The sequence below is a fragment of the Snodgrassella sp. ESL0324 genome (genome assembly GCF_013344955.1).
In the GTDB taxonomy this organism is placed as follows: Bacteria; Pseudomonadota; Gammaproteobacteria; order Burkholderiales; family Neisseriaceae; genus Snodgrassella; species Snodgrassella alvi.
Genome location: NZ_JAAEDS010000014.1, coordinates 532743 through 554030, shown reverse-complemented (window position 1 = coordinate 554030; position 21288 = coordinate 532743). Strand labels below are relative to the sequence as shown.

22 protein-coding genes and 1 other RNA gene are annotated in these 21288 nt (G+C 42.4%); 18 read left to right on the top strand and 5 right to left on the bottom strand.

Features of this window, described 5'->3' with window-relative positions:
* Positions 1 to 208 precede the first annotated feature (208 nt).
* From GYY70_RS09595 to GYY70_RS09570, 6 genes are all read left to right on the top strand, one after another.
* Complete coding sequence (locus GYY70_RS09595; protein WP_174832176.1) at positions 209 to 685, top strand: hypothetical protein; 477 nt, start codon at positions 209 to 211, stop codon at positions 683 to 685.
* Entirely contained in the window at positions 685 to 1017 is a 333-nt protein-coding gene (locus tag GYY70_RS09590) for a hypothetical protein (RefSeq protein ID WP_041880597.1), read from the top strand. The genes GYY70_RS09595 and GYY70_RS09590 overlap by 1 nt, the downstream gene beginning before the upstream one ends.
* A 508-nt stretch (positions 1018 to 1525) precedes the next feature.
* The gene (locus GYY70_RS09585; protein WP_037393889.1) at positions 1526 to 1807 is read left to right on the top strand and encodes a BrnT family toxin; all 282 of its coding nucleotides are present in this window, start codon (positions 1526 to 1528) and stop codon (positions 1805 to 1807) included.
* The gene (locus GYY70_RS09580; protein ID WP_025330149.1) at positions 1804 to 2016 is read left to right on the top strand and encodes a BrnA antitoxin family protein; all 213 of its coding nucleotides are present in this window, start codon (positions 1804 to 1806) and stop codon (positions 2014 to 2016) included. Before GYY70_RS09585 ends, GYY70_RS09580 begins: the two co-directional genes overlap by 4 nt.
* A gap of 159 nt (positions 2017 to 2175) precedes the next feature.
* The gene (locus GYY70_RS09575) at positions 2176 to 2649 is read left to right on the top strand and encodes a M15 family metallopeptidase (RefSeq protein WP_202984464.1); all 474 of its coding nucleotides are present in this window, start codon (positions 2176 to 2178) and stop codon (positions 2647 to 2649) included.
* Positions 2649 to 2984 carry a hypothetical protein gene (locus tag GYY70_RS09570; RefSeq protein WP_174832175.1) on the top strand — a complete coding sequence of 112 codons (336 nt, stop codon included), beginning with the start codon at positions 2649 to 2651 and terminating at the stop codon, positions 2982 to 2984. The genes GYY70_RS09575 and GYY70_RS09570 overlap by 1 nt, the downstream gene beginning before the upstream one ends.
* A gap of 175 nt (positions 2985 to 3159) precedes the next feature.
* Here the strand turns inward: GYY70_RS09570 and GYY70_RS09565 are convergent, their stop codons facing one another.
* The 3 genes from GYY70_RS09565 to GYY70_RS09555 form a co-directional block, all read right to left on the bottom strand.
* Complete coding sequence (locus GYY70_RS09565; RefSeq protein ID WP_174832174.1) at positions 3160 to 3486, bottom strand: hypothetical protein; 327 nt, start codon at positions 3484 to 3486, stop codon at positions 3160 to 3162.
* Positions 3487 to 3525: 39 nt separating this feature from the next.
* Entirely contained in the window at positions 3526 to 4320 is a 795-nt protein-coding gene (locus tag GYY70_RS09560) for a polymer-forming cytoskeletal protein (RefSeq protein WP_174832173.1), read from the bottom strand.
* A 134-nt stretch (positions 4321 to 4454) separates the two neighbouring features.
* Positions 4455 to 4868, bottom strand: a complete 414-nt coding sequence (locus GYY70_RS09555; RefSeq protein ID WP_174832172.1) for a hypothetical protein — start codon at positions 4866 to 4868, stop codon at positions 4455 to 4457.
* A 959-nt stretch (positions 4869 to 5827) separates the two neighbouring features.
* Here GYY70_RS09555 and GYY70_RS09550 point away from each other — a divergent pair.
* The 9 genes from GYY70_RS09550 (at position 5828) to GYY70_RS09510 (ending at position 16431) form a co-directional block, all read left to right on the top strand.
* Positions 5828 to 7852: a prolyl oligopeptidase family serine peptidase gene (locus GYY70_RS09550; RefSeq protein WP_174832171.1), complete on the top strand. Its 2025-nt coding sequence runs from the start codon at positions 5828 to 5830 to the stop codon at positions 7850 to 7852.
* Between the two features lie 248 nt (positions 7853 to 8100).
* Positions 8101 to 8340, top strand: a complete 240-nt coding sequence (acpP, locus tag GYY70_RS09545) for an acyl carrier protein (protein ID WP_025331393.1) — start codon at positions 8101 to 8103, stop codon at positions 8338 to 8340.
* 95 nt (positions 8341 to 8435) lie between these two features.
* Positions 8436 to 9683: a beta-ketoacyl-ACP synthase II gene (fabF, locus tag GYY70_RS09540; protein WP_084551727.1), complete on the top strand. Its 1248-nt coding sequence runs from the start codon at positions 8436 to 8438 to the stop codon at positions 9681 to 9683.
* Positions 9684 to 10009: 326 nt separating this feature from the next.
* Entirely contained in the window at positions 10010 to 10987 is a 978-nt protein-coding gene (locus tag GYY70_RS09535) for an NAD(P)H-dependent glycerol-3-phosphate dehydrogenase (RefSeq protein ID WP_084563472.1), read from the top strand.
* A 94-nt stretch (positions 10988 to 11081) separates the two neighbouring features.
* The gene (locus GYY70_RS09530) at positions 11082 to 11414 is read left to right on the top strand and encodes a hypothetical protein (protein WP_025331390.1); all 333 of its coding nucleotides are present in this window, start codon (positions 11082 to 11084) and stop codon (positions 11412 to 11414) included.
* Complete coding sequence (locus GYY70_RS09525) at positions 11407 to 11709, top strand: cell division protein ZapA (RefSeq protein WP_025331389.1); 303 nt, start codon at positions 11407 to 11409, stop codon at positions 11707 to 11709. The genes GYY70_RS09530 and GYY70_RS09525 overlap by 8 nt, the downstream gene beginning before the upstream one ends.
* Positions 11710 to 11715: 6 nt before the next feature.
* Positions 11716 to 11895, top strand: a non-coding RNA gene (gene ssrS, locus GYY70_RS09520) — 6S RNA.
* A 457-nt stretch (positions 11896 to 12352) separates the two neighbouring features.
* Entirely contained in the window at positions 12353 to 15799 is a 3447-nt protein-coding gene (gene dnaE, locus GYY70_RS09515) for a DNA polymerase III subunit alpha (protein ID WP_174832170.1), read from the top strand.
* Between the two features lie 311 nt (positions 15800 to 16110).
* Positions 16111 to 16431, top strand: coding sequence for a GIY-YIG nuclease family protein (locus GYY70_RS09510; RefSeq protein ID WP_084551730.1), 321 nt, complete (start codon positions 16111 to 16113; stop codon positions 16429 to 16431).
* Positions 16432 to 16469: 38 nt separating this feature from the next.
* Here GYY70_RS09510 and GYY70_RS09505 read toward each other — a convergent pair whose 3' ends face one another.
* Positions 16470 to 17486 (bottom strand): L,D-transpeptidase, encoded by a 1017-nt coding sequence (locus GYY70_RS09505; RefSeq protein WP_172338511.1) that lies wholly within the window; start codon positions 17484 to 17486, stop codon positions 16470 to 16472.
* Positions 17487 to 17602: 116 nt separating this feature from the next.
* On the opposite strand from GYY70_RS09505, the gene rlmD reads away from it, so the two are divergent.
* From rlmD to GYY70_RS09490, 3 genes are all read left to right on the top strand, one after another.
* Positions 17603 to 18916 carry a 23S rRNA (uracil(1939)-C(5))-methyltransferase RlmD gene (rlmD, locus tag GYY70_RS09500; RefSeq protein WP_174832169.1) on the top strand — a complete coding sequence of 438 codons (1314 nt, stop codon included), beginning with the start codon at positions 17603 to 17605 and terminating at the stop codon, positions 18914 to 18916.
* 162 nt (positions 18917 to 19078) lie between these two features.
* Entirely contained in the window at positions 19079 to 19654 is a 576-nt protein-coding gene (locus GYY70_RS09495; protein ID WP_174832168.1) for a YceI family protein, read from the top strand.
* A 314-nt stretch (positions 19655 to 19968) separates the two neighbouring features.
* Positions 19969 to 20415, top strand: coding sequence for a GNAT family N-acetyltransferase (locus GYY70_RS09490; protein WP_174832167.1), 447 nt, complete (start codon positions 19969 to 19971; stop codon positions 20413 to 20415).
* A 96-nt stretch (positions 20416 to 20511) separates the two neighbouring features.
* Here the strand turns inward: GYY70_RS09490 and GYY70_RS09485 are convergent, their stop codons facing one another.
* Positions 20512 to 21273 (bottom strand): peptidyl-prolyl cis-trans isomerase, encoded by a 762-nt coding sequence (locus GYY70_RS09485; protein WP_084563478.1) that lies wholly within the window; start codon positions 21271 to 21273, stop codon positions 20512 to 20514.
* Positions 21274 to 21288: the final 15 nt, after the last annotated feature.

Genomic DNA, 21288 nt, shown 5'->3' with positions numbered 1-21288 from the left:
GGGAATTGACCGGTATTCATCTGATTAAAGTGCGCAATGCCATCATGGAAGCACAGACATTCACACTGGAAAATGATGATATCTGGCAGTTTTTTACTGATACCTTGGATATTGATCAGGACAGGCTATTCCGGCTATGGGAAGAAGCTAAAAGCAACTATTAACTGATAACCGCTGAAAAGCGGTTTTTTTACGGAGTAAAGATGTCATGACAAAAGCAATTAAATGGTTGTACTGGTTACTGGACTTCCGGTTTTTACCGGACAGACTGCAGAACTGGCTGTTCGGTACCGGCACGCGAATAATCGAAGTACTAAACGGATTCGCTATGCTGGGGTTTGCGCTGGTGTTCGGCCTGCATGGTGACGAGATAATTAAGGAGGATTTATACGGCAAATTCCCGCATTTATACCCTAAGGTGTTTGTGACCATTTTAATTGTGGTTGCTATCGGGCAGTTATTTACTGCCTTTTGTCATTCCAGCCGCAGCAATATTCTGTCTGGGTGCTGCCTGCTGTGGTCGGCGTTGATTTGGTTTGTAATATCCGGTACCTTTATCGCTGCCTATCCGCCACTGTCCACAGGCATGACCACCTATCCGCTGATTGCCATCATATGCGCATTAGCCGGCAGGAATCTGATTAAAAACACCCAGCAGGCAGAAGATAAAAAAGGCGGGAAATAATGAATGAGGTTTTTACACTGTCCAACTGTTTCGCCCTTGCCGGCGGCTTTCTCGGCTCGCTGGTAGTATCTGATTATCGACGCTATGGGGTAATGCTCACTGTGACATTCATCATTATAGGCATGGTTTTTTCAGCTGCAGTAACAGAGTATTTCTTTACACAGGATCACCCGTGGCTGTTTGCCGGTGCCGGTGTATTTGCCGGAATGGCTTCTAAATCTCTGCTGGACGCATTCAAAGCAACTGCGCCTAAGCTGGCTAAAAAACTGATTAATGCTGTGTGTAACAGGGCGGAAAAGATAATCGGTGATACAGATGATAAGCAGAAATAGAGTGCCGGCTGGTGGCTAACTTGATTCTGTTACGCAATCAAATACTATGATGCCATAGGTTTGGGCACCACCCTAAATTTATAATTATCAAATAGTTAGGGGTAAATATGAGTGATTTGGGCACCACCCTGTTTCAGTATCAGATGTTATAGTGATTTGATTGTGTAACAGATTCAAGCCGGCTAAATGCTGGCTTTTCTATTGCAGCCTCAGAGCAGCTTTTTTACAGGACGTTTAATTATGGCTTATTTAACTATTACAAAGGAATTAATGATTTAACTTCCCAAATAACTTATACAAGGGAATACAATAGGCATCTTTAGTGTCGCCATTGGTGGGTATCATCATTTTGATGACCCCCACCTTTGATTGCTTGTTAGCTTTCTCTGTTGTGGCTGCCAAGTTAGCCCTATACCATGATGATATGAAAAAATCATCTTTATAAAAATTAACTATTTGTTGTATATTTAAAATATAAATATAATATATTTACAACTAAGGGGATAGAATGATTAATGGCTTTGAATGGAATCAGGAAAAAGCAGCAAGTAATATCAAAAAGCACGGCGTCTCATTTGATGAAGCTGTTACAGTATTTTGGGACGAAAATGCCTTGATAATAAATGATCCAGATCATTCCGAAGACGAAGATCGTTTCATATTGCTAGGAATGAGTGAGAATTTACGCATATTAGTGGTTATTCATTGTGAAAGAGGCAATACAATCCGTTTGATTTCTGCAAGAACGGCCACCAAGCAAGAACGCAAACAATACGAGGCACATTTATGAAAAAAGAGTACGATTTTAGTCAAGCAAAACGCAATCCGTATTCTGGACAGTTAAAGAAAACAATCACTATTCGGATTGATGAAGATAGTATTACTTATTTCAAAGATATGGCTGATGAAACCGGATTGCCGTATCAGGTTTTAATGAATATGTATTTAAAAGATTGTGCCGAAAATAAGCGCAAGCTTGATATTAAATGGACTAAGTGAATTTTTGGGAATTGAATAAGCTGCCAGCAGGCAGCTTTTTTATGTCAAAAAAATACCCTCAACACGGAGGAGTATTTGAGGGCTTTAAATGTATTAAAGGGGAAACATGATATTAATAATATATAAATAAATTTAAATAGTCAATACACAGCAGCCGTTATGGCTGCTTTTTTTATTTATGAAAGGTTAGATATGTACAAATTAGGCAATCGTTCTCTGAACAATTTACGCGATGTTGACGCCAACCTGGTTAAGGTCGTTAAGCGAGCCATTGAAATCACTAAGCAGGATTTTACCGTCATTGAGGGGAAAAGAAGCAAGGAACAGTGTTTCATCAATTACGGCAAAGGGCGCACGGCTAATGAATGCGTGAAAAAGGGAGTTGATCCGAAATACGCGCGGCCAAATGAAAGGAAGGTGACTTGGGTAAATACACCGCTGGCGAGTAAACACGCAAAAGGGTGTGCGGTAGATATTTATCCGTACCCTATCAATATGAAAGATAACGACCCGAAGAAATTCGCAGCAATTAACGAGGCTATGCAACAGGCAGCTAAGGAATTGGGGGTGAAAATCAACTGGGGCGGCAACTGGCAGAAAAGCAAGGATTTACCGCATTTTGAGGTGGTGTAATGAAAGAGATTAATTACGTGAGCGTTAGCGTACGAATTCTAGTCATTCTCATGCTGCTGTTCATTATTACCGCAATCGGACGTAAACAATACACGAAAGGCTATAACGCCGGTATAGAGGTAATGCAGAAAAAGCAGCAGGCTGAAGTAGCCAGACAACAGGCGGCACTTAATAAAGCCAGTGCTAACTATGAAAAACAGAAAGAAGTAAGCGAGGTGAAACAAAATGAACGTCAAACGCAGGTTACAAAAATTGTTAGGGTGCCTGTCTATACTAATGTTTGTCTGGACGCTTCCGGGGTGCACATCATCAACGAAGCAATCAGCAGTCGTTAGTCTGCCGGCTAACCTGACAGCACCATGCCCTGAGTTAAGCCCTTTAAACGGGACTACAGGCGCAGATGTTTTACCTTGGGCTGTTGGGGTAGTGGACAAGTATAACGACTGCGCAAGACGGCATAGCGCGCTAGTAAACGCGATTAAGTGAGATAAAGCCAGCTAATTGCTGGCTTTAAAAAACAACATTACCTTGATCGTCTACCCATATTTTACGTTTTTCTATTCGGGTTTCCTCGTGTACCTCAATAGGCTGGGATTCGAAATAAGCATTATATTCATCAATCTGACCCTCGCTACCCAATAGACGTTTCCAATGTATTACGAAATGCCTATCTTGTATTTTTACTATGGACGAGGTGACTTCATAGCCGTATTCTTCCTGAATATATCTATAACGAGTATATTTATTTAAGATTGTTATAAATTCATTTTCTGTTAAATTTACTTCTTCATCAATCCTTTCTAAAACTTCTTTTTCAAATTTTGTTATCTGTGCCATGTTAATCTCCTTAAAATTAAAGCCAGCAACTAGCTGGCTTTATTTATGTTCATCAGAACGCTTATAAGTAATCTTCCCTTTAACTCTACCACCATTAATATTTTCAATGGTGAAAGTGTTAACGTCTCCTCTAATCAATCCGCCATCGTTGATAATTTCATCAGCATCAACATCTCCATGTATCTGACCACCATTGATATTTTTAATTTTAATAGTGTTAATGTTTCCTTTTATTACTCCACCATTAATATTTTCAATTTTAATAGTTTTAACGTATCCCTGAATCTCTCCACTATCATTAATAATTTCATCAGCATCAACGTCACCGTGGAGATAACCGCCATTAACTTTAATAACATTAGCTTTAGTATTCCCGAAAATATGAGCAGAATTACGCAAGCTTATACTATTAGCTTTAATTTGTGAGTAAAGATATGCATATTCACCAAGATCAATCTCATCAGAATTTATAAAGTCTTTATTGGTGGAGGCCTCCCCATATTTGTTGACTGTTAATTTCCCATCTACCTTAAGACTTCCTTTGATATAAAAGAACTCTTGAGTAGAAATATCGCCCTTAATATGAACATCATTGGGGTAGAAAAGATTACCTATTAAATTATTAAGCTCTAAAGGTGGATAAGTGATAGGCAAGATATCTACCAACCATTCCCCAAGATTTCTATAATTGAACTTTTCGCATTGCTTTAGTACCTCTAAAGCTTCTCCACCATTAGGGAAATGCTGTTTAAAAGCTTGAAACCCATCTTTATAAGCCCCCACTTTTTCAATCCATTCTTGAGTAACTATAAATTCTTCTTTTTTAGCTTCCATTTTTATTCTCCAATAAAAAAGCCAGCTAATAGCTGGCATGTCTACTAATCCACACAAGCACACTTGTTTAAATGCGCTTGGATTGATTAGCTTGGTTGCAAAATTAAAGCCACTGTACAGTGGCTTTTCTAGTTCTAAGCTAAGGCTTGAGTTATTAGATTCGTTGCGTTTTTTAAGTCTTCACAAGTTCTATAAAGTCGACGTTTATTGTATAAATCCCGGTGCATTTCGTTATCAAAATCAAATTTTATTGAGTGACAATCGATATCTTGTCCATCCATATAAAGACCATACCAAACTTCACAATGTGATTCAGGTATAGATATGATGTAGTTTAGTTTTTCTGGATTTGATATATAGAAGTTATTTACGAATTCAATAGCTAGTTTAAAATCTTTATCAGTTGCATAAATTCTATGTGTTTTTAGCCAATATAGCTCAGTAGTAGTCCCTTTCCATGAATAAAGATGAAAAGGTGAGACATTCAAAAAGAAGTATAGTTGACCAATCTCTGGTGCCATTTTTAGGTATTTAAATTTTTTACTCATCTCAAATTCCTTTTAATGCGTATTATAAACCTTAATCAAAAAGCCAGCGGTTAGCTGGCTTGGGTTAGTTAATCAGGTTTAGTTAATCAAATTGGTATTGTCTGCTTTAGTAGTTGGCAGACTACGTACATCTTCAACCGTTGCGGAGATCACCACAGTTGAATTCTGGCAAGTTTTCTATCCTAGCATTGGGGAAATATCAAAATTAAAGTCAATCATTACCGTCCCAACCTTCAGAATAAATTGTGTTCATAATAAGCCTCTTTAGTTTCAGTGGAGATTACAATAACTTTAACTCAGTTGTGGTGATATTCACCACAACTGGAATTCGTGAATTACATTCAGTCGTTGTGATGTCCACAACAACTGGATTTTAGAAATTTCACCCAACCGTTGTGATTTCCCCAACGGTTGAATTCTACTAGTTTGATTCAGTTGTTATGATGTGTATAACGACTGAATTTTGTGAACTTCTCAGTTTATACATCTGGTACTATCGATTCATGAATGTATATACTATATATATAGTATATATAGGAGTAGTTCAAAAGGCTCCTATTGTGTGACAGTTTTGTGACACAAAATTAATTTAATATGTATTAATATGTTGTTTTATGTGTTTTCTGAAATTAAGCGGAAAGCCAGTAAATACGGGGATTGTGGCGATATTTGGCGATATAATGCGCCTTGTGTAAAATAGCCGCGTTGCTCGTTGTCGGCACCATATAAAAATTAACAATTTATATTTTGTACATCGTATATACGAATGTGTGTTGCTAGTAAAAGCATAATGAAATTATATTGTTGATTTTATTTAAATAATAGGGCAGCCTGTCTGGGCTGCCCTATTTGTTTATATTTATATCTGTATACCGTCTGATTCGTCCGGCCAGATAAACAGTCTGCTATATCAGAAGTGTTATATGGATTAAAAGATATAAATGATTGGAAAAATAAAGATGACAGATGCTGATCCTTTTGTGCATTTTGAAGACCTGGATAGTGAACTAACTCAGTCTTTTATTCAGCAGGCAGATGCAGCTGCTCAGGCTGAGTTTGCATCGAGTGATGAATATACAGCGGTGCGTGATGATATTGTGACAATGTTGCAGGATGAGCAGCAAATTCCTTTTTGTCAGGAACACCGTGCACGTATGTATCATTTTTATCAGTCAGCGGAATTTCCGAAGGGTGTGTACAGGGTATGTTCTGCGGCCAGTTATCGTGCAGGCTTGCCTGAATGGAAAATTTTGTTTTCAGTAGCTGATTTTGATTCTCTGCTTAACGATGATGTGTACTTACAGGGAGTGGCTCATTATGTGCAGGCACCGGAGCATGTATTAATCAGTCTGAGTGCGGGCGGATCTGATGCTGCTTATACAATTGAATTTAATCTGGCTGAGCGTAAAGTTGTCGAAGACGGTTTTCATTTTCCGCTCAGTAAAAGCATTATTAGCTGGCGTGATACTGAAAGCGTATGGGTATGTCCGGCCTGGGATGAGCGGCAGTTAACGCAGGCGGGTTATCCCAGACAAGTGTGGCTGATGCGCCGCGGACAATCTTTTGCAGAAGCACTGCCGATACTGGAAATGGCCGCAGAAGGCATGATGGTTAATGCCTGGCGTTATCTGGATAGCCAGGGCGCACCGATTGATTTACTTGAAGCAGCAGAAGGGTTTTATCACAAACAGTATTATCAGGTACTGGCTGATTTTAGTGTTAAGCCGCTGGGATTGCCGGATGATTGTGAATTGATGGGTTATCTGTACGGGCAATTGCTGGTGCAGTTACGCAGTGACTGGCAGCGGGCAAATAAATCCTATCCGGCCGGCAGTCTGGTGGCAGTGAAGTTGCACAAAGGTGAACTTGGTGCAGCTGAGCTGATTTTTTTACCAACTGAAACTCAGGCTATTGAAAATATTGAAACTACACGACGGTTTGTGCTGGTGTCCATACTGGATAATGTGCATAGCCGTTTGCTGGCGTGGCATTTTGCAGATAGCCGCTGGCAGGAAATTACTTTGCCGAATTTGCCGGAAGGTGCACTGGAAATTACTGATCAGCCGTGGGGCGGTGATGTGGTGTATCTGGCTATCAGTAATTTTCTTGAGCCTCTGACTTTATATACGCTGGATATACATCTGGGTGAGTTGTGTGTTATGCGCCGCCAGCCACGGCAATTTAATCCGCAAGGAATGCAGGTAAGGCAATTTAATGCAGTTGCAGCTGATGGCACATTTATTCCTTATTTTCATGTTGGTAAACAAATCGGTGAGGATACGCCAACAATTGTTTATGTGTATGGTGGTTTCGCTATGCCGCAACTGCCATATTATCTGGGCAGTATTGGCAGGCACTGGCTGGCCAGAGGCTATGCTTTTGTGCTGGCAAATGTCCGTGGCGGAGGTGAATTCGGACCATTATGGCATCAGGCTGCTCAAGGGATTAATAAACATATTAGTGTTGGTGATTTGCTGGCTGTGCTGCATGATTTATATAAACATCATCGAGCTGTGGCGGCACATACGGCGATACAGGGCGGCAGTAACGGCGGTCTGGTGGTAGCATCTGCTTTCTGCCGTGATCCGCAGAGTATGGGGGCAATGGTGTGCGAAGTGCCACTGACAGATATGTTGCGTTACCCTTATCTTTCAGCAGGTTCTTCGTGGATTGATGAATACGGAAATCCTGAAAATTCTCTGGAAAGACCGGCATTAAAGCTGCTTTCTCCTTATCATAATTTGGGTGATTTGCAACACTATCCGCCGGCATTGATTACTACTAACCGGCACGATGATCGTGTGCATCCGGCACATGCACTGAAATTCTATGCGCGTCTGCGGCAGCTGAAGCAGCGGGTATGGCTGGCAGCACCTGATACTGGCGGGCATGCCGGTGGCGGAACACAGGAAAATACAGCAGCGGAGCTGGCTCTGATTATGAATTTTTTATATAAAACTATTGTTAATAATGATTCAATATAAATCATATTGCTTGTCGCAAAAAATCAGGCTGTGCTAATATGGCTGCCGCTTGCTGTTAAATTTGCACTTGGGTGATAAGTAAAAGTGCGGTGAAAATCACTGAAAACCACGGAAAAGACGGCAAAAAACAATTTAAATGGAAAACTCTATTTTTATTAGGTACAATAATATCAACAACTAAAAAAGTTGATTTATTCAATTAACCCTGTCCGCACTTACTGCTGGGCAAAGAAAAGAAAGATCAGTCAATGGATAATAATATCGAACAACGTGTGAAAAAGATTGTTGCAGAACAATTAGGCGTGAGTGAAGCTGAAGTAAAAAATGAATCTTCTTTCCAGGAAGATCTGGGTGCTGACTCACTGGACACCGTTGAATTGGTAATGGCTCTGGAAGAAGCTTTTGGTTGCGAAATTCCGGACGAAGAAGCTGAAAAAATTACTACCGTACAACAAGCTATCGACTTTGTTGGCGCTCACTTGAATTAATTCCGTGTAGTGTTGGTCAAATTCAAATTCCTCTGTCGAAATAAGGCGCTTTTTTCGTCTGATTCGGTAGAGGTTTTTTTCTTACGAGCAAAATTATGAGTAAAAAAAGAGTAGTCATTACCGGCCTGGGTCAGGTATCTCCTGTGGGTAATGATGTAACCACAGCATGGCAAAATCTACTTGCAGGTAAAAGCGGCATTGGCACTATTACCCATTTTGATGCTTCGTCTTTAGTTTGCCAGATTGCCGGTGAAGTTAAGAATTTTGATGTAACTCAGTACATCAGCGCAAAAGAAGCACGCAGAATGGATTCGTTTATTCATTTTGGTGTAGCTGCTGCGATGCAGGCAATTGCAGATGCTGGGCTGGATGACATACCGGGGCTGGATAAAACCCGGGTGGGGGTGAATATCGGTGCCGGTATCGGTGGATTACCTGCGATTGAAGCAACGGCACGGACTGTTGTGGAACACGGGGCACGTAAAATTAATCCGTTTTTCATTCCCAGTTCTCTGATTAATCTGATTTCCGGTCATGTTACTATTCTTAAAGGCTATCAGGGACCGAGCTATGGTATGGTTTCAGCCTGTACCACCGGTGCGCACAGTATTGGTGATTCTGCTCGTCTGATTAAGTATGGTGATGCAGATATTATGATAGCCGGCGGGGCAGAGGCGGCTATTTGTGAGCTGGGTGTAGGTGGTTTTGCTGCAATGAAAGCATTATCAACCCGCAATGATGATCCGGCTACAGCATCCAGACCATGGGACAAACAGCGTGACGGTTTTGTGATGGGTGAAGGTGCCGGGGTAATGGTGCTGGAAGAGTATGAGCATGCACGTAAACGCGGTGCCAGAATCTATGCTGAACTAGTGGGTTTTGGTATGAGTTCAGATGCATATCATATTACTGCGCCCAATACTGAGGGGCCGGCACTGGGTGTGACCCGTGCTCTGACAGACGGTGGTTTAAACCCTGAAGATATTGATTATGTGAATGCTCATGGTACATCGACCCCGCTGGGTGATGTAAATGAAACCAATGCATTAAAACTGGCTTTGGGTGAGCATGCTAAAAAACTGGTTGTGAATTCAACTAAATCCATGACCGGCCATCTGCTGGGCGGTGCCGGCGGTGTGGAAGCGGTATATACAGTAATGGCTATTCATACCCAAAAATCTCCGCCAACAATCAATATCTTTGAACAGGATATTGAAGCGGGATGTGATCTGGATTATTGCGCCAATGAGGCGCGTGATTTGCCGATTCGTGCAGCTATTTCCAATTCGTTTGGTTTTGGTGGTACGAATGGTTCACTGGCGTTTAAACGCTTTGAGGATTAATCATTTTTAAATGTATTTTATGAGCACAGGTTGTCTGACAACAGGCAGCCTGTGTTTTTCTATTCATGCAGCTATGATTGAATTGAGCGGATTAATACCCGAAGTGCTCTTTGCAGACTGGTGCATGATGTGAATCAGCTGTATTCTGCTAATTTGGTACGGTATTTCAAGCAGCCTGAATCTGAGTTTTTGGATACAATATGTTTCGTTAAAGCTGTTTGTGCCGGTAATGAATGAAATGCTGTATTTGTAAGTTGTCTGGCTTCTGAAAGTATTGAGAAACAGGGTAGTTATCTGCTGATAGTTTGTTAAAGGGAATATTTGACATGAATATTGGTGTGCTGGGTGCCGGAGCGTGGGGAACGGCTCTTGCCATTCACTTTTCTCTGCATGCACACAAGGTCTGGTTATGGACACACAATATCCGGCATGTGCAGCAATTACAGCAGGAGCGGGTAAACAAACGGTATCTGCCTGATTTTGTTCTGCCGGAAAATCTTTCTGCTGTTGATGCATTTGCGCCGGCAGATTTAATCATTATTGCCACACCGGTATCTGCTTTGCGGGAAAGTGCCCGGAAGCTGGTTGAGGCCGGTATGGGTGAAGTACCTGTTATTGCAGCCTGTAAAGGATTTGAACAGCAAACCGGCTTGTTACCGCAACAGGTACTGGCAGAGGTTATGCCCGGGAATAACTGCATCGGTGTGCTGTCCGGACCAAGTTTTGCACAGGAACTTGCTCAGCAGTTACCTTGTGCTGTTACGCTGGCATCGGAAAATTTTGCCTGGATTCAGTCTCTGGCGGCTGCACTGAATAATACTGTTTTGCGTTTATATGCGAATGCTGATGTGATCGGGGCGGCAGTAGGCGGGGCGGTAAAGAATGTCATGGCTATTGCAACGGGGATTGCAGATGGTCTGCACTACGGGATTAATGCCAGAGTGGCATTAATGACACGGGGTATGGCAGAAATATCGCGCCTGAATCATGCTCTGGGTGGTCAGGCAGCAACGTTAATGGGTTTGTCCGGTATGGGGGATTTAATTCTTACCTGTACGGGATCACTGTCGCGTAATCGCCGGGTAGGTTTATTGCTGGCAGAGGGTAAATCACTGCCTGAAGCATTAACTGAACTTGGACATGTCGCCGAAGGTGTATATACTGTAGAAGAGGTTTGCAGGCAGGCAGATTCACTGGGGGTAGATATGCCGATTGCCAATATCCTGAAGCAACTGTTTCATGGTCGTACTGAAGTACAGGCAATGGCAGAAATTCTGATGGAAAGAGCGCCTAAAGCGGAATAATAATTATTTGTTATAACGAAAAATAACCGGATTAGCAGTATTGATAAAGCAGGTAATTCATGCTGCATTAATTAAGGACGGAAGCGGGTAGGGAATGGAAAATCAATTAGAACAACTGGAAGATAGTGTTAAGCGACTGGTAATACAATTCAATTCTCTTTTGGCAGAAAAACATCAGCTGACTCAGCAGCTGGCAACTGCGAAAGAACAATTACACAAACAAAATGAAGATTTTCAGTTAGAACGTGAACGGATACGTAGTCAGCATGAGAAGGAAAAGTTTCATTTACAGGAAAGCATGCAAACTACTATTGATGGGCTGATTGCTGAAAAGAACCGATATACTTCGGTAGTGAAAGCATCCAGTGATGAGCTGCGGCGGTTACTGCAACGGCTACCTCAAATGCAGGAGGATTTAAATGGATGAAATTCAACAGGTTCGTGTGGAAATTCTTGGTCGTCCTTTTAATATAGGCACGCCCAGAAGTGAACACGAAACGTTGATGCAGGCAGTAAAAATGCTGAATGAAAAAATTACTGCTATTCAGAGTTCCGGAAGAATTGTTGAAACAGATAAAATTGTAATTATGGCTGCGCTCAATCTGGCTCACGATCTGCTCAAACTGACCGTGCACGGAAATTTGGCAATTGGCGATTATGAGCGTAAAATGCAGGATATGATACAGTTGTGTGAAAGTACTCTCACACTTGTGGTAAAATAAAGTTTTCTTCCCCTGCGGTGTTCGTAAGGACATATATTCCTTTGAACCAATAATTCGCTTTTTTGGCGGTTGGGTAATGGTGGGCGTGAGCATTCCCTGTGAATGAACCCGAAGCCATTCGATACTGCCAGCCTTGTCCTAAAGGTTCAAGCGGATGGCGTCCAAACCGGCACCTGCGGGGGAAACTTTCTTAAACAGGCTGTCTGATGATTCAGGCAGCCTGTTTTCATTAGCCGATTTGCTGGATGTATCAGTTAGCTGCGTAACACTCGCTGAATTTCCAAGCTCCGGCGGCTCAGTTAAATGACAAAGGTTTTATGGGTAGTTTGGTGGCCGGATATATTTCTTTCAACTGTAGAAGTATGAATTAATGCTTTTTGGTCTGTATATTTATATTACTACCCGATTTACTACTGCTGAATAAACAACTAGCCATTTTTTAACCCGGATTATTGCTGTTTACTTGAACAAATCAGGTAAAATTAACGCTGTAATAATGCGCTTGTGCACTGGCTGATCCACTGAATGCTGTTATTTGTAATTTTCAGCATATCGCTCAGAAAGCTGAAAGTTCAGCCAGCCGGTTTTCTCTCTTTTTATTTCGGATAAACCAGATAACAATTGTTCTGGTATGAAAAGTACTATGTCCAAAAATTTTTCCTATGTTCCATTGCGTCTGCATACTGAATTTTCTATTGAAGACGGTATTGTACGGATTAAAGAGGCAGTTAAAAGAGCCAGTGCTTTGGGAATACCTGCATTAGGTATTAGCGACCTGATGAATGTATTTGGCATGGTGAAATTTTATAAAGCATGCCGTAATGCGGGAATCAAGCCGATTATGGCGGTAGACGTGCGTCTGGAGAATCCGGAACAGCCGGACAAGCCTTTTCGCCTGATGCTTGTGGTCAAAAATCATGCAGGTTATTTGCGTCTGAATGAGTTACTGACAAATGCTTATGTGGGTGAAGACCGCAATCCGCATCAGGCAATAGTACGTCAGCAGTGGCTGGCAGAAGGAGACAATACTGGCTTAATCTGTTTATCCGGAGCACAGTATGGTGAAATTGGTCAGGCTTTACTGTCACAGAAACCTGAGCAGGCTGCACAAGCTTTAATTAAATACCGGCAATGGTTTGGTGATGGTTTTTATCTGGAAGTGCAGCGTTTACCTGAGCGGCCGGAATGGGAGGCTGTGGTAGCCGGTAGTGTGGCACTGGCGGCTGAGCATCAGATAGCCGTGGTGGCAACCCATCCGGTACAGTTTATGGATACTGATGATTTTCAGGCACATGAAGCACGGGTTTGTATTGCCAGTGGATATGTACTGGCTGATAAACGCCGTCCGCATGATTTTGTGCCCAGTCAGTATTTTGTTACGCCTGAAGAGATGGCGGCACGTTTTACCGACATACCTGAAGCTTTATCCAATACGGTGGCTATAGCTCAACGCTGTAATCTGACGCTGACACTGGGGAAAAACTATTTGCCGCTTTTTCCGACACCGGAAGGGATGACGCTGGACGATCTGTTGGTTCAGCTGAGTAATGAAGGATTACGTGAGCGCATGTCATTTCTGTATCCGGATGAAACTGAACGGGCACAGAAAATGCCGGAATATCAGCAGCGACTGGATTATGAGCTGGGAATTATTATTCAGATGCAGTTTCCCGGTTATTTTCTGATTGTGCAGGACTTTATTAACTGGGCTAAGCAGAATGGCTGTCCGGTAGGTCCGGGACGTGGTTCTGGTGCCGGTTCGCTAGTGGCGTATTCATTGAAAATTACTGATTTGGATCCGTTGCGTTATAACCTGCTGTTCGAACGTTTTCTGAATCCGGAACGGGTATCAATGCCAGACTTCGATATTGATTTTTGTCAGGAAAACCGTGGTCGGGTTATTCAGTATGTACGCCATAAGTATGGTGTGCCTGCGGTCAGTCAGATTGTCACTTTCGGTACGATGTCGTCGAAATCTGTAGTACGCGATGTCGGGCGTGTGCTGGATTTACCGTTTGGTTTGTGTGACCGTTTGTCCAAACTGATACCGGTTGAAGCAAATAAACCACTCAGTCTGACAAAAGCAATGGAAGCAGAACCGCAAATCCGGCAACTCTTGCAGGAAGAAGAAGCTGAAGAGCTAATGACGCTGGCCCTGAAACTGGAAGATCTGACGCGCGGTCTGGGTATGCACGCAGGCGGGGTGCTGATGGCTCCGGGAAAAATTGCCGATTTTTGCCCGATTTATCAGGCAAGCGGTGATGATGCGTCTCCGGTTTCGATGTTTGATAAGGATGATGTTGAGCAGATTGGTTTGGTGAAATTCGACTTTCTCGGACTGCGCAACTTAACCATCATCGAAATGACGCAAAAATTTATTCTGGAAACCACTGGTCAGAAGGTTGATGTTAATCATATTCCGCTGGACGATGCAGAGACGTATGCCAGTATTTTTGCTAAAGGTAATACCACAGCAGTATTCCAGTTTGAGTCGGTGGGTATGAAGAAGATGCTGGTGACAGCACGTCCGACCAAATTTGAAGAAATTATTGCGTTTGTGGCTCTGTATCGTCCGGGGCCGATGGATCTGATTCCGGATTTTATCCGGCGTATGCATGGTGAGGAAAAAGTAGAGTATCTGCATCCCAATCTTGAACCGGTATTAAATTCTACTTACGGGGTAATGGTTTATCAGGAACAGGTAATGCAGGCAGCACAGGTTTGCGGCGGCTATACACTGGGTGGTGCCGATTTGCTGCGTCGTGCTATGGGTAAGAAAAAAGTTGAGGAAATGGTGAAGCATCGTGCCATTTTTGAGGCTGGTGCCGCTGAAAAAGGCATAGATAAGCAAACGGCCAATGAAATTTTCAATTATATGGAAAAGTTTGCCGGTTATGGTTTCAATAAATCGCATGCTGCGGCTTATGCTCTGGTGTCTTATCAGACTGCATGGCTTAAATGCCATTATCTGGCTGAGTATCTGGCCGGTACGATGTCCAGTGAATTGACTAACACGGATCAGCTGAAAATTTTTGTTGATGATGGTATTGAAAACGGAATTACTTTCCTGCCACCGAGTATTAACGAATCCTTTTACCGGTTTACCCCGAATAATAAAAAACAGATTCGTTATGCACTTGGAGCAATTAAGGGAACTGGCGAAGGTGCTGTAGAGGCCATTGTACGTGCGCGTGAAACAGGTGGTGCATTTACAGATTTATTCGATTTTTGTCAGCGAGTAGATCGCCAGCATCTGAATCGTCGTACGATTGAGGCTTTGGTGCGCGCCGGTGCCTTTGATGAATTGAATCCGAATCGGGCTCAATTGCTGGCCAATATCGGTCTGGCGATGGAGAATGCTGAACAGGTGGCTGCCAATGCGAATCAGGGCGGGCTGTTCGATATGGTTGAAGATGCTATAGAGCCTTTACAAATGGAAAAGGTGGCACCATGGTCACTGGCAGTAAAGCTGGCTGAAGAGAAACAGGCAATGGGTTTTTATTTTTCCGGCCATCCGTTTGAACCATATGCTGATAAAGTACGTGCACTGGTTAGCAGCAAACTGGCAACACTGAAACCATCTAATAATAAGCAGAAAGTAGCCGGTTTTGTTACTGGTGTCCGTTATATTATGGGAAAACGCGGCAAATTTGCTGTGGTGCAGCTTGAGGATGGTACCGCTAAACAGGAAGTTGTAGTAGCTGGGCAGGCGCTGGAAGAATACGGAGCCAGCCTGAAAGCAGATCAGGTATTAATTATGGAATGTAAAGTTGCTGTTGATGAATACAATGGCGGTGACGGATTACGTATCACTGCTGATGATGCATTCACGCTGGCACAAGCCAGCGCCCGCTATGCACGCAGTCTGCATTTACACATTACTGCGGATACTCCTGTCGGACAATTGGCCAGATTACTGGAACCATACCGTGAACAGCAGGCTCATGTGCCACTGAAATTTTGCTGCCGGCATCAGCAGGCATATGGTGAATTGCGTGCGGATAAAAACTGGCTTATCAAGCCTGAGGCTACCTTATTTGATGAACTGTATACCTTGCTTGGCGATGAGGCGGTACAGGTGAGTTTCTGAGTGTAAACCGAAAAATTGAGCGTATTTATGTACGATAAGTACCCTCTTGTCTGAATGCATGATAAAGATAATTATTTGAAGTTTTATGTGTTATTGGCAAATGTTAAAGAACATCGGCGAAGCGCGGCCGGGTGTTCGGCCTGTATTTAGTATCTGTAAAATTTGAAATTATCGGTTTTTGCTTAAAATTATATTATTTTATTGCTGTGAAATAAGTGTGTTTATTATTAACACTCTGTATATCATAATTTTTGCCGGAGTTTGGAATAACTGAATTTCAATCAGCCCGGGATTGCGGTTTATATTGAATTATGAAGCTGATTTTGTCTGCATCTGTTCTGAATGCATTACCACCCTTACCCCAGATAGATGCTGATTGGGCTGTCTATTTTTTATACTGTGCTAATGATACATTTTATTGCGGGATAACTAATCGGCCGTTAAAGCGCTGGCAGGCGCATTATGCGGGTAAGGGGGCAAGATATACACGCATGTATCCGCCACTTGAGATGCGTCTGATTTGCCGGAACATTACTAAAGCCGCTGCAGCACGATGTGAATATCGGCTGAAGCGGCTTAAATCTTCAGACAAGGCAGTTTTATGGCAATTGCTGGAAAATTATCTTCCTTAAAACTGAGTTTATATATCAGTTAAACTGCTAGTCCGATGTTACATCAGAGAATCAAAACCTTCATCGGATGAGGCAGGAATGGTTGTAATTGGAACCTTCTTTACTGATGTGGGTTGTTTTTTTGCAGGTGTGGTGGTTGGATGTAACGGAGTAATATTTTGTTGCTTAGGTGTTTCGTCCGTGTCCTCATCTACTTCAATACTACTGCTTTCCGGTGTGATTTCCTGTTTAGAATTGATATTGTCTGGATTAACGTTTTTGAATTCTACAGTTTCACCTTTACCGCTTGTCCACTGTAGTGAGCTCAGATTGCCGCTAACTTTGGTTTTGCCAGTACTGCAGGTAAGACAAATCAAAGTATTGGCCGGTTTGCCAAGAGCATTGTTTAAACGTTGCTGGTCAACCCGAAGCTGATGCTGTTCTGCCCATGAACTGATACTCTGGTTTAAGAGCTTTTTGTTCAGATTTCGTTTATTATAAGGATCACGATAAACGGCAATCCAGATATCATTTTGTTCATCTATATTAACTGATACCTGCTGGTAAATGACAGCAGCATCAGCTCCGCTTTGTACTGTTGCGGCAAAATCCAGTGCATTCGGGCTGCGTAAACGCACACAGCCATGGCTGCGTACTCCGGGCACACTGCTGGGTACATTGGTACCATGAATGCCAAGCCCTAGTCGAGGTTCACCAAGACGGACAAATACCGGTCCGAGTGGATTATTCGGGCCGGGTGGTACGGATTTCTGTACAGCTTTACCGCTAGCTGCCATTTCTTTCTGGATACTGAGCGGAACACTCCAGGTAGGCTTGTTTACTTTGGCACCAATTTTGTATTCACCCAGCGGTGTTTGTGTGCTGGCTTTACCTACAGTTATGGGATAAGTTTTAATTAATTTTCCGTCCTGAAACAGAAATAGCCGCAATTGCGGAACATTCAGGATAACTTGCTGTCCCTGACTGGGTACTGCGTAGTCAGGCATGGGAATGGCAGCATATGCACCTGTGGAGATAAGGGTAGTGGCCACTGCATAAAGTATTGGTTTTAACATTATTCTTAAAATCCAGTATGGCAATATGGATATAATCATAACGTAATTTGTCTGTAATGTGAGAAATTAAATACAATTAAATTTATTTAATTTCATTTCTGGCTTGAGGTTATAGCTTGGAACAACGATTTACAGCACAAATTACAGACTGGAATCAGGAAGGCCGCGGCGTTGCCCGGGTAGACGGTAAGGCGGTATTTATTGATGAGGCATTACCGGGTGAATTAGTAGAATGGCAGCCGGTGCGGATAAAAAAATCCTATACTGAAGGTAGGATTAGCCGAATACTGATGCCGGCTAATGCTCGTGTACAATCGCCTTGTGATTATTATGCTCATTGTGGCGGTTGTAACAGCCAGCATATCGAGTTTACTGCTCAGGTGGCACTAAAACAGCGTGCATGGCTAAGTCAGATGCGGCGTCTGGGTAAGGTTTTGCCTGATGAACTGATGCCGCCTGTCTATGGCTTAGCATGGCATTATCGCCAACGAGTGCGATTACATGCAGTCTATGAAAAAGGCCGGTTAAAGCTGGGTTTTCAAGCCAGACAAAGCCATGCAATTGTAGATATTGATTATTGTCTGGTATTACCTGAGGTAATGTCGAAAGCTTTAAAGCCAATTAAGCTTTTTTTACAAAACTGGTCTGCAAATACGGTTAAGGGCATTATGCTGCATCAGGGTAATGATGCTATTGCACTCACTATACAGGCTGATGAGTTAAACCAGACCAAACGTATGCAGATTGATGGTCTGCTGCAACAGTTACAGCAGCAAAGCGGTTATGTGTGGCAGTGCTGGTTACAAAAAGGTAATAAAACCACTTTAATATCTTCATCTGCGACTGCGGTTCTTGCTTATCGTCTGCCTGAATATCAAATTGAGATTCCATATCAGCCTGAAGATTTTACTCAGGTTAATCATGTGACTAATGCGCTTATGGTACAGCGGGCAATGCAATGGTTGCAGCCATGTGCCGGCGAGCGGATTATTGACTGGTTTTGTGGTTTAGGGAATTTTAGTTTACCGATTGCACGGATGCAGGCAGAGGTGCTGGGTATTGAGGGTGTTGCTGCTATGTGTCAGCGTGCTGCGCGTAATGTCAAGCATAATGGTTTGGCCAAACTTGTACGTTTTCAGCAGGCTAATCTTTTTGCTATGAGTACGCAGCGTCTGCGTGAGCTGGGTTATGCGAATAAATGGTTGCTTGATCCGCCACGTGCAGGTGCTCAGGCATTAATACAGTCTTTAAATGAAATTGAAGAACGGCTGTTACCACGCCGGATAGTTTATATTTCCTGCGATCCGGCTACTCTGGCACGAGACGCAGGTTTACTCGTTAAGCGCGGTTACCGTTATCGCGCCGGCGGTATTATGAATCTGTTTGCGCAAACAGCACATGTGGAGTCGATCGCTGTATTTGACTGGTAAAACAATAATAATGAAACAGGTAAAATTATCTGGTTAAAAGTAGATGAATATTCTGTAATTATTTCCTGATAAGAAATAATATTTTTACTCTTCGAGATGTTGTTATCTGGTTATTCACGTTAATATTGTTGCTGTCAGACAAATGTTTAGAGGTGTTTCTTCATGAATAAATTAGCCAGTATTTTGATGGCAGCGTTGCTGGGAATAACCGTGCCGGCTGTAGCTGCAAATTATAAAATCGATCCTTTGCATGCCAATGCCCGTTTTACACTTGATCACTTTGCAACCTCCAGTAATGTGGGTGGTTTTTATAATCTTAATGGTGAACTCCAATATGATGCAGGTGCGAAAACTGGCTCTGTAGATATAACCATCCCGCTCAGTACCCTGGATACTGGCCGCAGTGAGTTCACGAAACACCTGCAAAGCGAAGCTTTTTTTAATGCGGCAAAGTATCCGAATCTGCGTTTTTCTTCACACGACTGGATTTTTGATAAGCAAGGCAAAGTTAGAGCATTACGCGGCCAGCTGACTATGGTTGGACGAACTCATCCTGTGACATTACGGGCAACTAAGTTTAATTGTTATAAAAGCCCTATGACTCAGTCTCAGGTGTGCGGCGGTGATTTTGAGGCTATTATTGATCGCTCACAATGGGGGATCGATGAATATCTGACGGCCATGCCAGCCAGCCGGTATGTTAAAATTAATATTCAGATTGAAGCAGCCAGACAGTAAATTAATTGGGTAATTTACACGGATTATCTGTTTTAATAGCAGATAATCCGTTTGTGCTTTGCACAATACTCAGTTTTTAGCCGCACAGGTATTTAATATACCGGATTTGTAATACTTAACCGAGTGCATTTTGATTAAAAGGTTGCTTCTTTTGAAAATAATATTAGATCACAGAATGGATTTTAAGCTAGAAACAGGTGGAAAGCTGAAATGTTGATTCAAAGATTTGATATTGGTACTTTGTTAATATTATGATTAGGGTTATGGTGTGAATAATCAGATATTCGTTCTTAATGTAAAAGGTGGAAATCGTTATGTGGTGTATCAAAAAATTTAATGAACTTTCATCACACGATTTTTTTCATATTGCTCGCTTGCGTATCGATACTTTCATAGTAGAACAACAACGTATTTATCCTGAGCTGGATGATTGGGATTTGCAGGCTAAACATGTCTATTATCAGCGGGGCGGGCAAATACTGGCTTATGCGCGAATGTTTCTGGCTGGTGTTCACTTTACCTTTGGTCGGTTTGTGATACATCCAACGGTACGGGGTACCGGACTGGGTGATCAGCTGGTTAAGCTCATTCTGCATTACGCAAAAAATCATTATGCTGAATATCCGGTTAAAATTGAGGCTGACCGGCGAGTACTTAAATTTTATCAGCGGCATGATTTTCAGATACAGGGAACACCCTATATTTCTAATGGAATCCCTTACGTACAAATGCTGTATCAGCCAAAAAAAGCAACGGGCTGAACAGAGTCGGTTATTAGAACTTGTTTATCGCAGTGATTAATATTCTGGCAATAAAAAAACCGGTACGATTGTACCGGTTTTATTTTTCAGCAAAACTTATTGTTCATTCAGACTAATACCATTTTTTTGTAAAAGCTGATTAATTTGTTCCTGTACCTTTTGCTGTTTGGCCTGTTCACGCAACTGCTCTTTAATCTGATTAAATGCAGGTGCGTTAGGGGCCTGACGCATACCGGCTACTTTCAGCAGAAAAAAATGACCATCAATGTTGATAACATTAGGTGATATCTGACCATTCTTCAGCTGAGAAGCTAACTGAGCAAATTCAGGCGGCAACTGTTGCGGGTTCGTCCAGTTGCTGGCAGGAGCTTCCGGATTAACCTGTTTATACAGGGTTTCGTAAGCCAAACCTTTTTTCAGTTTAGTTAAGCCTTCTTCAGCCGCTTCTTTGCTTGGAAAAACAATTGGCAGTAAATTGATTTCCTGACTTACCTGCTCATATTGCCGGCGCAAATCACTGTCGTTGATTTCAGTTTTGGCAGCTAGATAATCCACATACTGGGCAGCATAAAATTGTGCCTGTACATTTTGCCATGCAGCCTGAGTATCAGGTTGTTTATCAAGCCCGGCCTTAATAGCTTCAGCTTTTAATATTTCAGCTGATTGCAGGCGCAAGGTGATTTCTTTCTGAATTTCTGCCTTATCCGGTGCCGGAGCATCTGGCTGAGTCTGCATCTGACGCTCAATCTGTTTCAGCATAACGTTAATACGCTGGCTGTCAATTTTGGGCGCATCTGCAAAAGCGAGCCCGGCCGCCATGATACTCAGCCCGGCCAGCCAAGGAATGCTTTTTTTCATGTTGAGTATTCCTTA

Coding starts and splice junctions, on each gene's coding strand:
- GYY70_RS09485 (WP_084563478.1), bottom strand. CDS start 21,273: ATGAAAAAAAGCATTCCTTGGCTGGCCGGGCTGAGTATCATGGCGGCC.
- GYY70_RS09495 (WP_174832168.1), top strand. CDS start 19,079: ATGAATAAATTAGCCAGTATTTTGATGGCAGCGTTGCTGGGAATAACC.
- GYY70_RS09580 (WP_025330149.1), top strand. CDS start 1,804: ATGAAAAAAGAGTACGATTTTAGTCAAGCAAAACGCAATCCGTATTCT.
- GYY70_RS09525 (WP_025331389.1), top strand. CDS start 11,407: ATGGATGAAATTCAACAGGTTCGTGTGGAAATTCTTGGTCGTCCTTTT.
- GYY70_RS09505 (WP_172338511.1), bottom strand. CDS start 17,486: ATGTTAAAACCAATACTTTATGCAGTGGCCACTACCCTTATCTCCACA.
- GYY70_RS09555 (WP_174832172.1), bottom strand. CDS start 4,868: ATGAGTAAAAAATTTAAATACCTAAAAATGGCACCAGAGATTGGTCAA.
- acpP (WP_025331393.1), top strand. CDS start 8,101: ATGGATAATAATATCGAACAACGTGTGAAAAAGATTGTTGCAGAACAA.
- GYY70_RS09590 (WP_041880597.1), top strand. CDS start 685: ATGAATGAGGTTTTTACACTGTCCAACTGTTTCGCCCTTGCCGGCGGC.
- GYY70_RS09565 (WP_174832174.1), bottom strand. CDS start 3,486: ATGGCACAGATAACAAAATTTGAAAAAGAAGTTTTAGAAAGGATTGAT.
- fabF (WP_084551727.1), top strand. CDS start 8,436: ATGAGTAAAAAAAGAGTAGTCATTACCGGCCTGGGTCAGGTATCTCCT.
- GYY70_RS09585 (WP_037393889.1), top strand. CDS start 1,526: ATGATTAATGGCTTTGAATGGAATCAGGAAAAAGCAGCAAGTAATATC.
- GYY70_RS09575 (WP_202984464.1), top strand. CDS start 2,176: ATGGCTGCTTTTTTTATTTATGAAAGGTTAGATATGTACAAATTAGGC.
- GYY70_RS09490 (WP_174832167.1), top strand. CDS start 19,969: ATGTGGTGTATCAAAAAATTTAATGAACTTTCATCACACGATTTTTTT.
- GYY70_RS09570 (WP_174832175.1), top strand. CDS start 2,649: ATGAAAGAGATTAATTACGTGAGCGTTAGCGTACGAATTCTAGTCATT.
- GYY70_RS09510 (WP_084551730.1), top strand. CDS start 16,111: ATGAAGCTGATTTTGTCTGCATCTGTTCTGAATGCATTACCACCCTTA.
- GYY70_RS09550 (WP_174832171.1), top strand. CDS start 5,828: ATGACAGATGCTGATCCTTTTGTGCATTTTGAAGACCTGGATAGTGAA.
- GYY70_RS09595 (WP_174832176.1), top strand. CDS start 209: ATGACAAAAGCAATTAAATGGTTGTACTGGTTACTGGACTTCCGGTTT.
- GYY70_RS09535 (WP_084563472.1), top strand. CDS start 10,010: ATGAATATTGGTGTGCTGGGTGCCGGAGCGTGGGGAACGGCTCTTGCC.
- dnaE (WP_174832170.1), top strand. CDS start 12,353: ATGTCCAAAAATTTTTCCTATGTTCCATTGCGTCTGCATACTGAATTT.
- GYY70_RS09560 (WP_174832173.1), bottom strand. CDS start 4,320: ATGGAAGCTAAAAAAGAAGAATTTATAGTTACTCAAGAATGGATTGAA.
- GYY70_RS09530 (WP_025331390.1), top strand. CDS start 11,082: ATGGAAAATCAATTAGAACAACTGGAAGATAGTGTTAAGCGACTGGTA.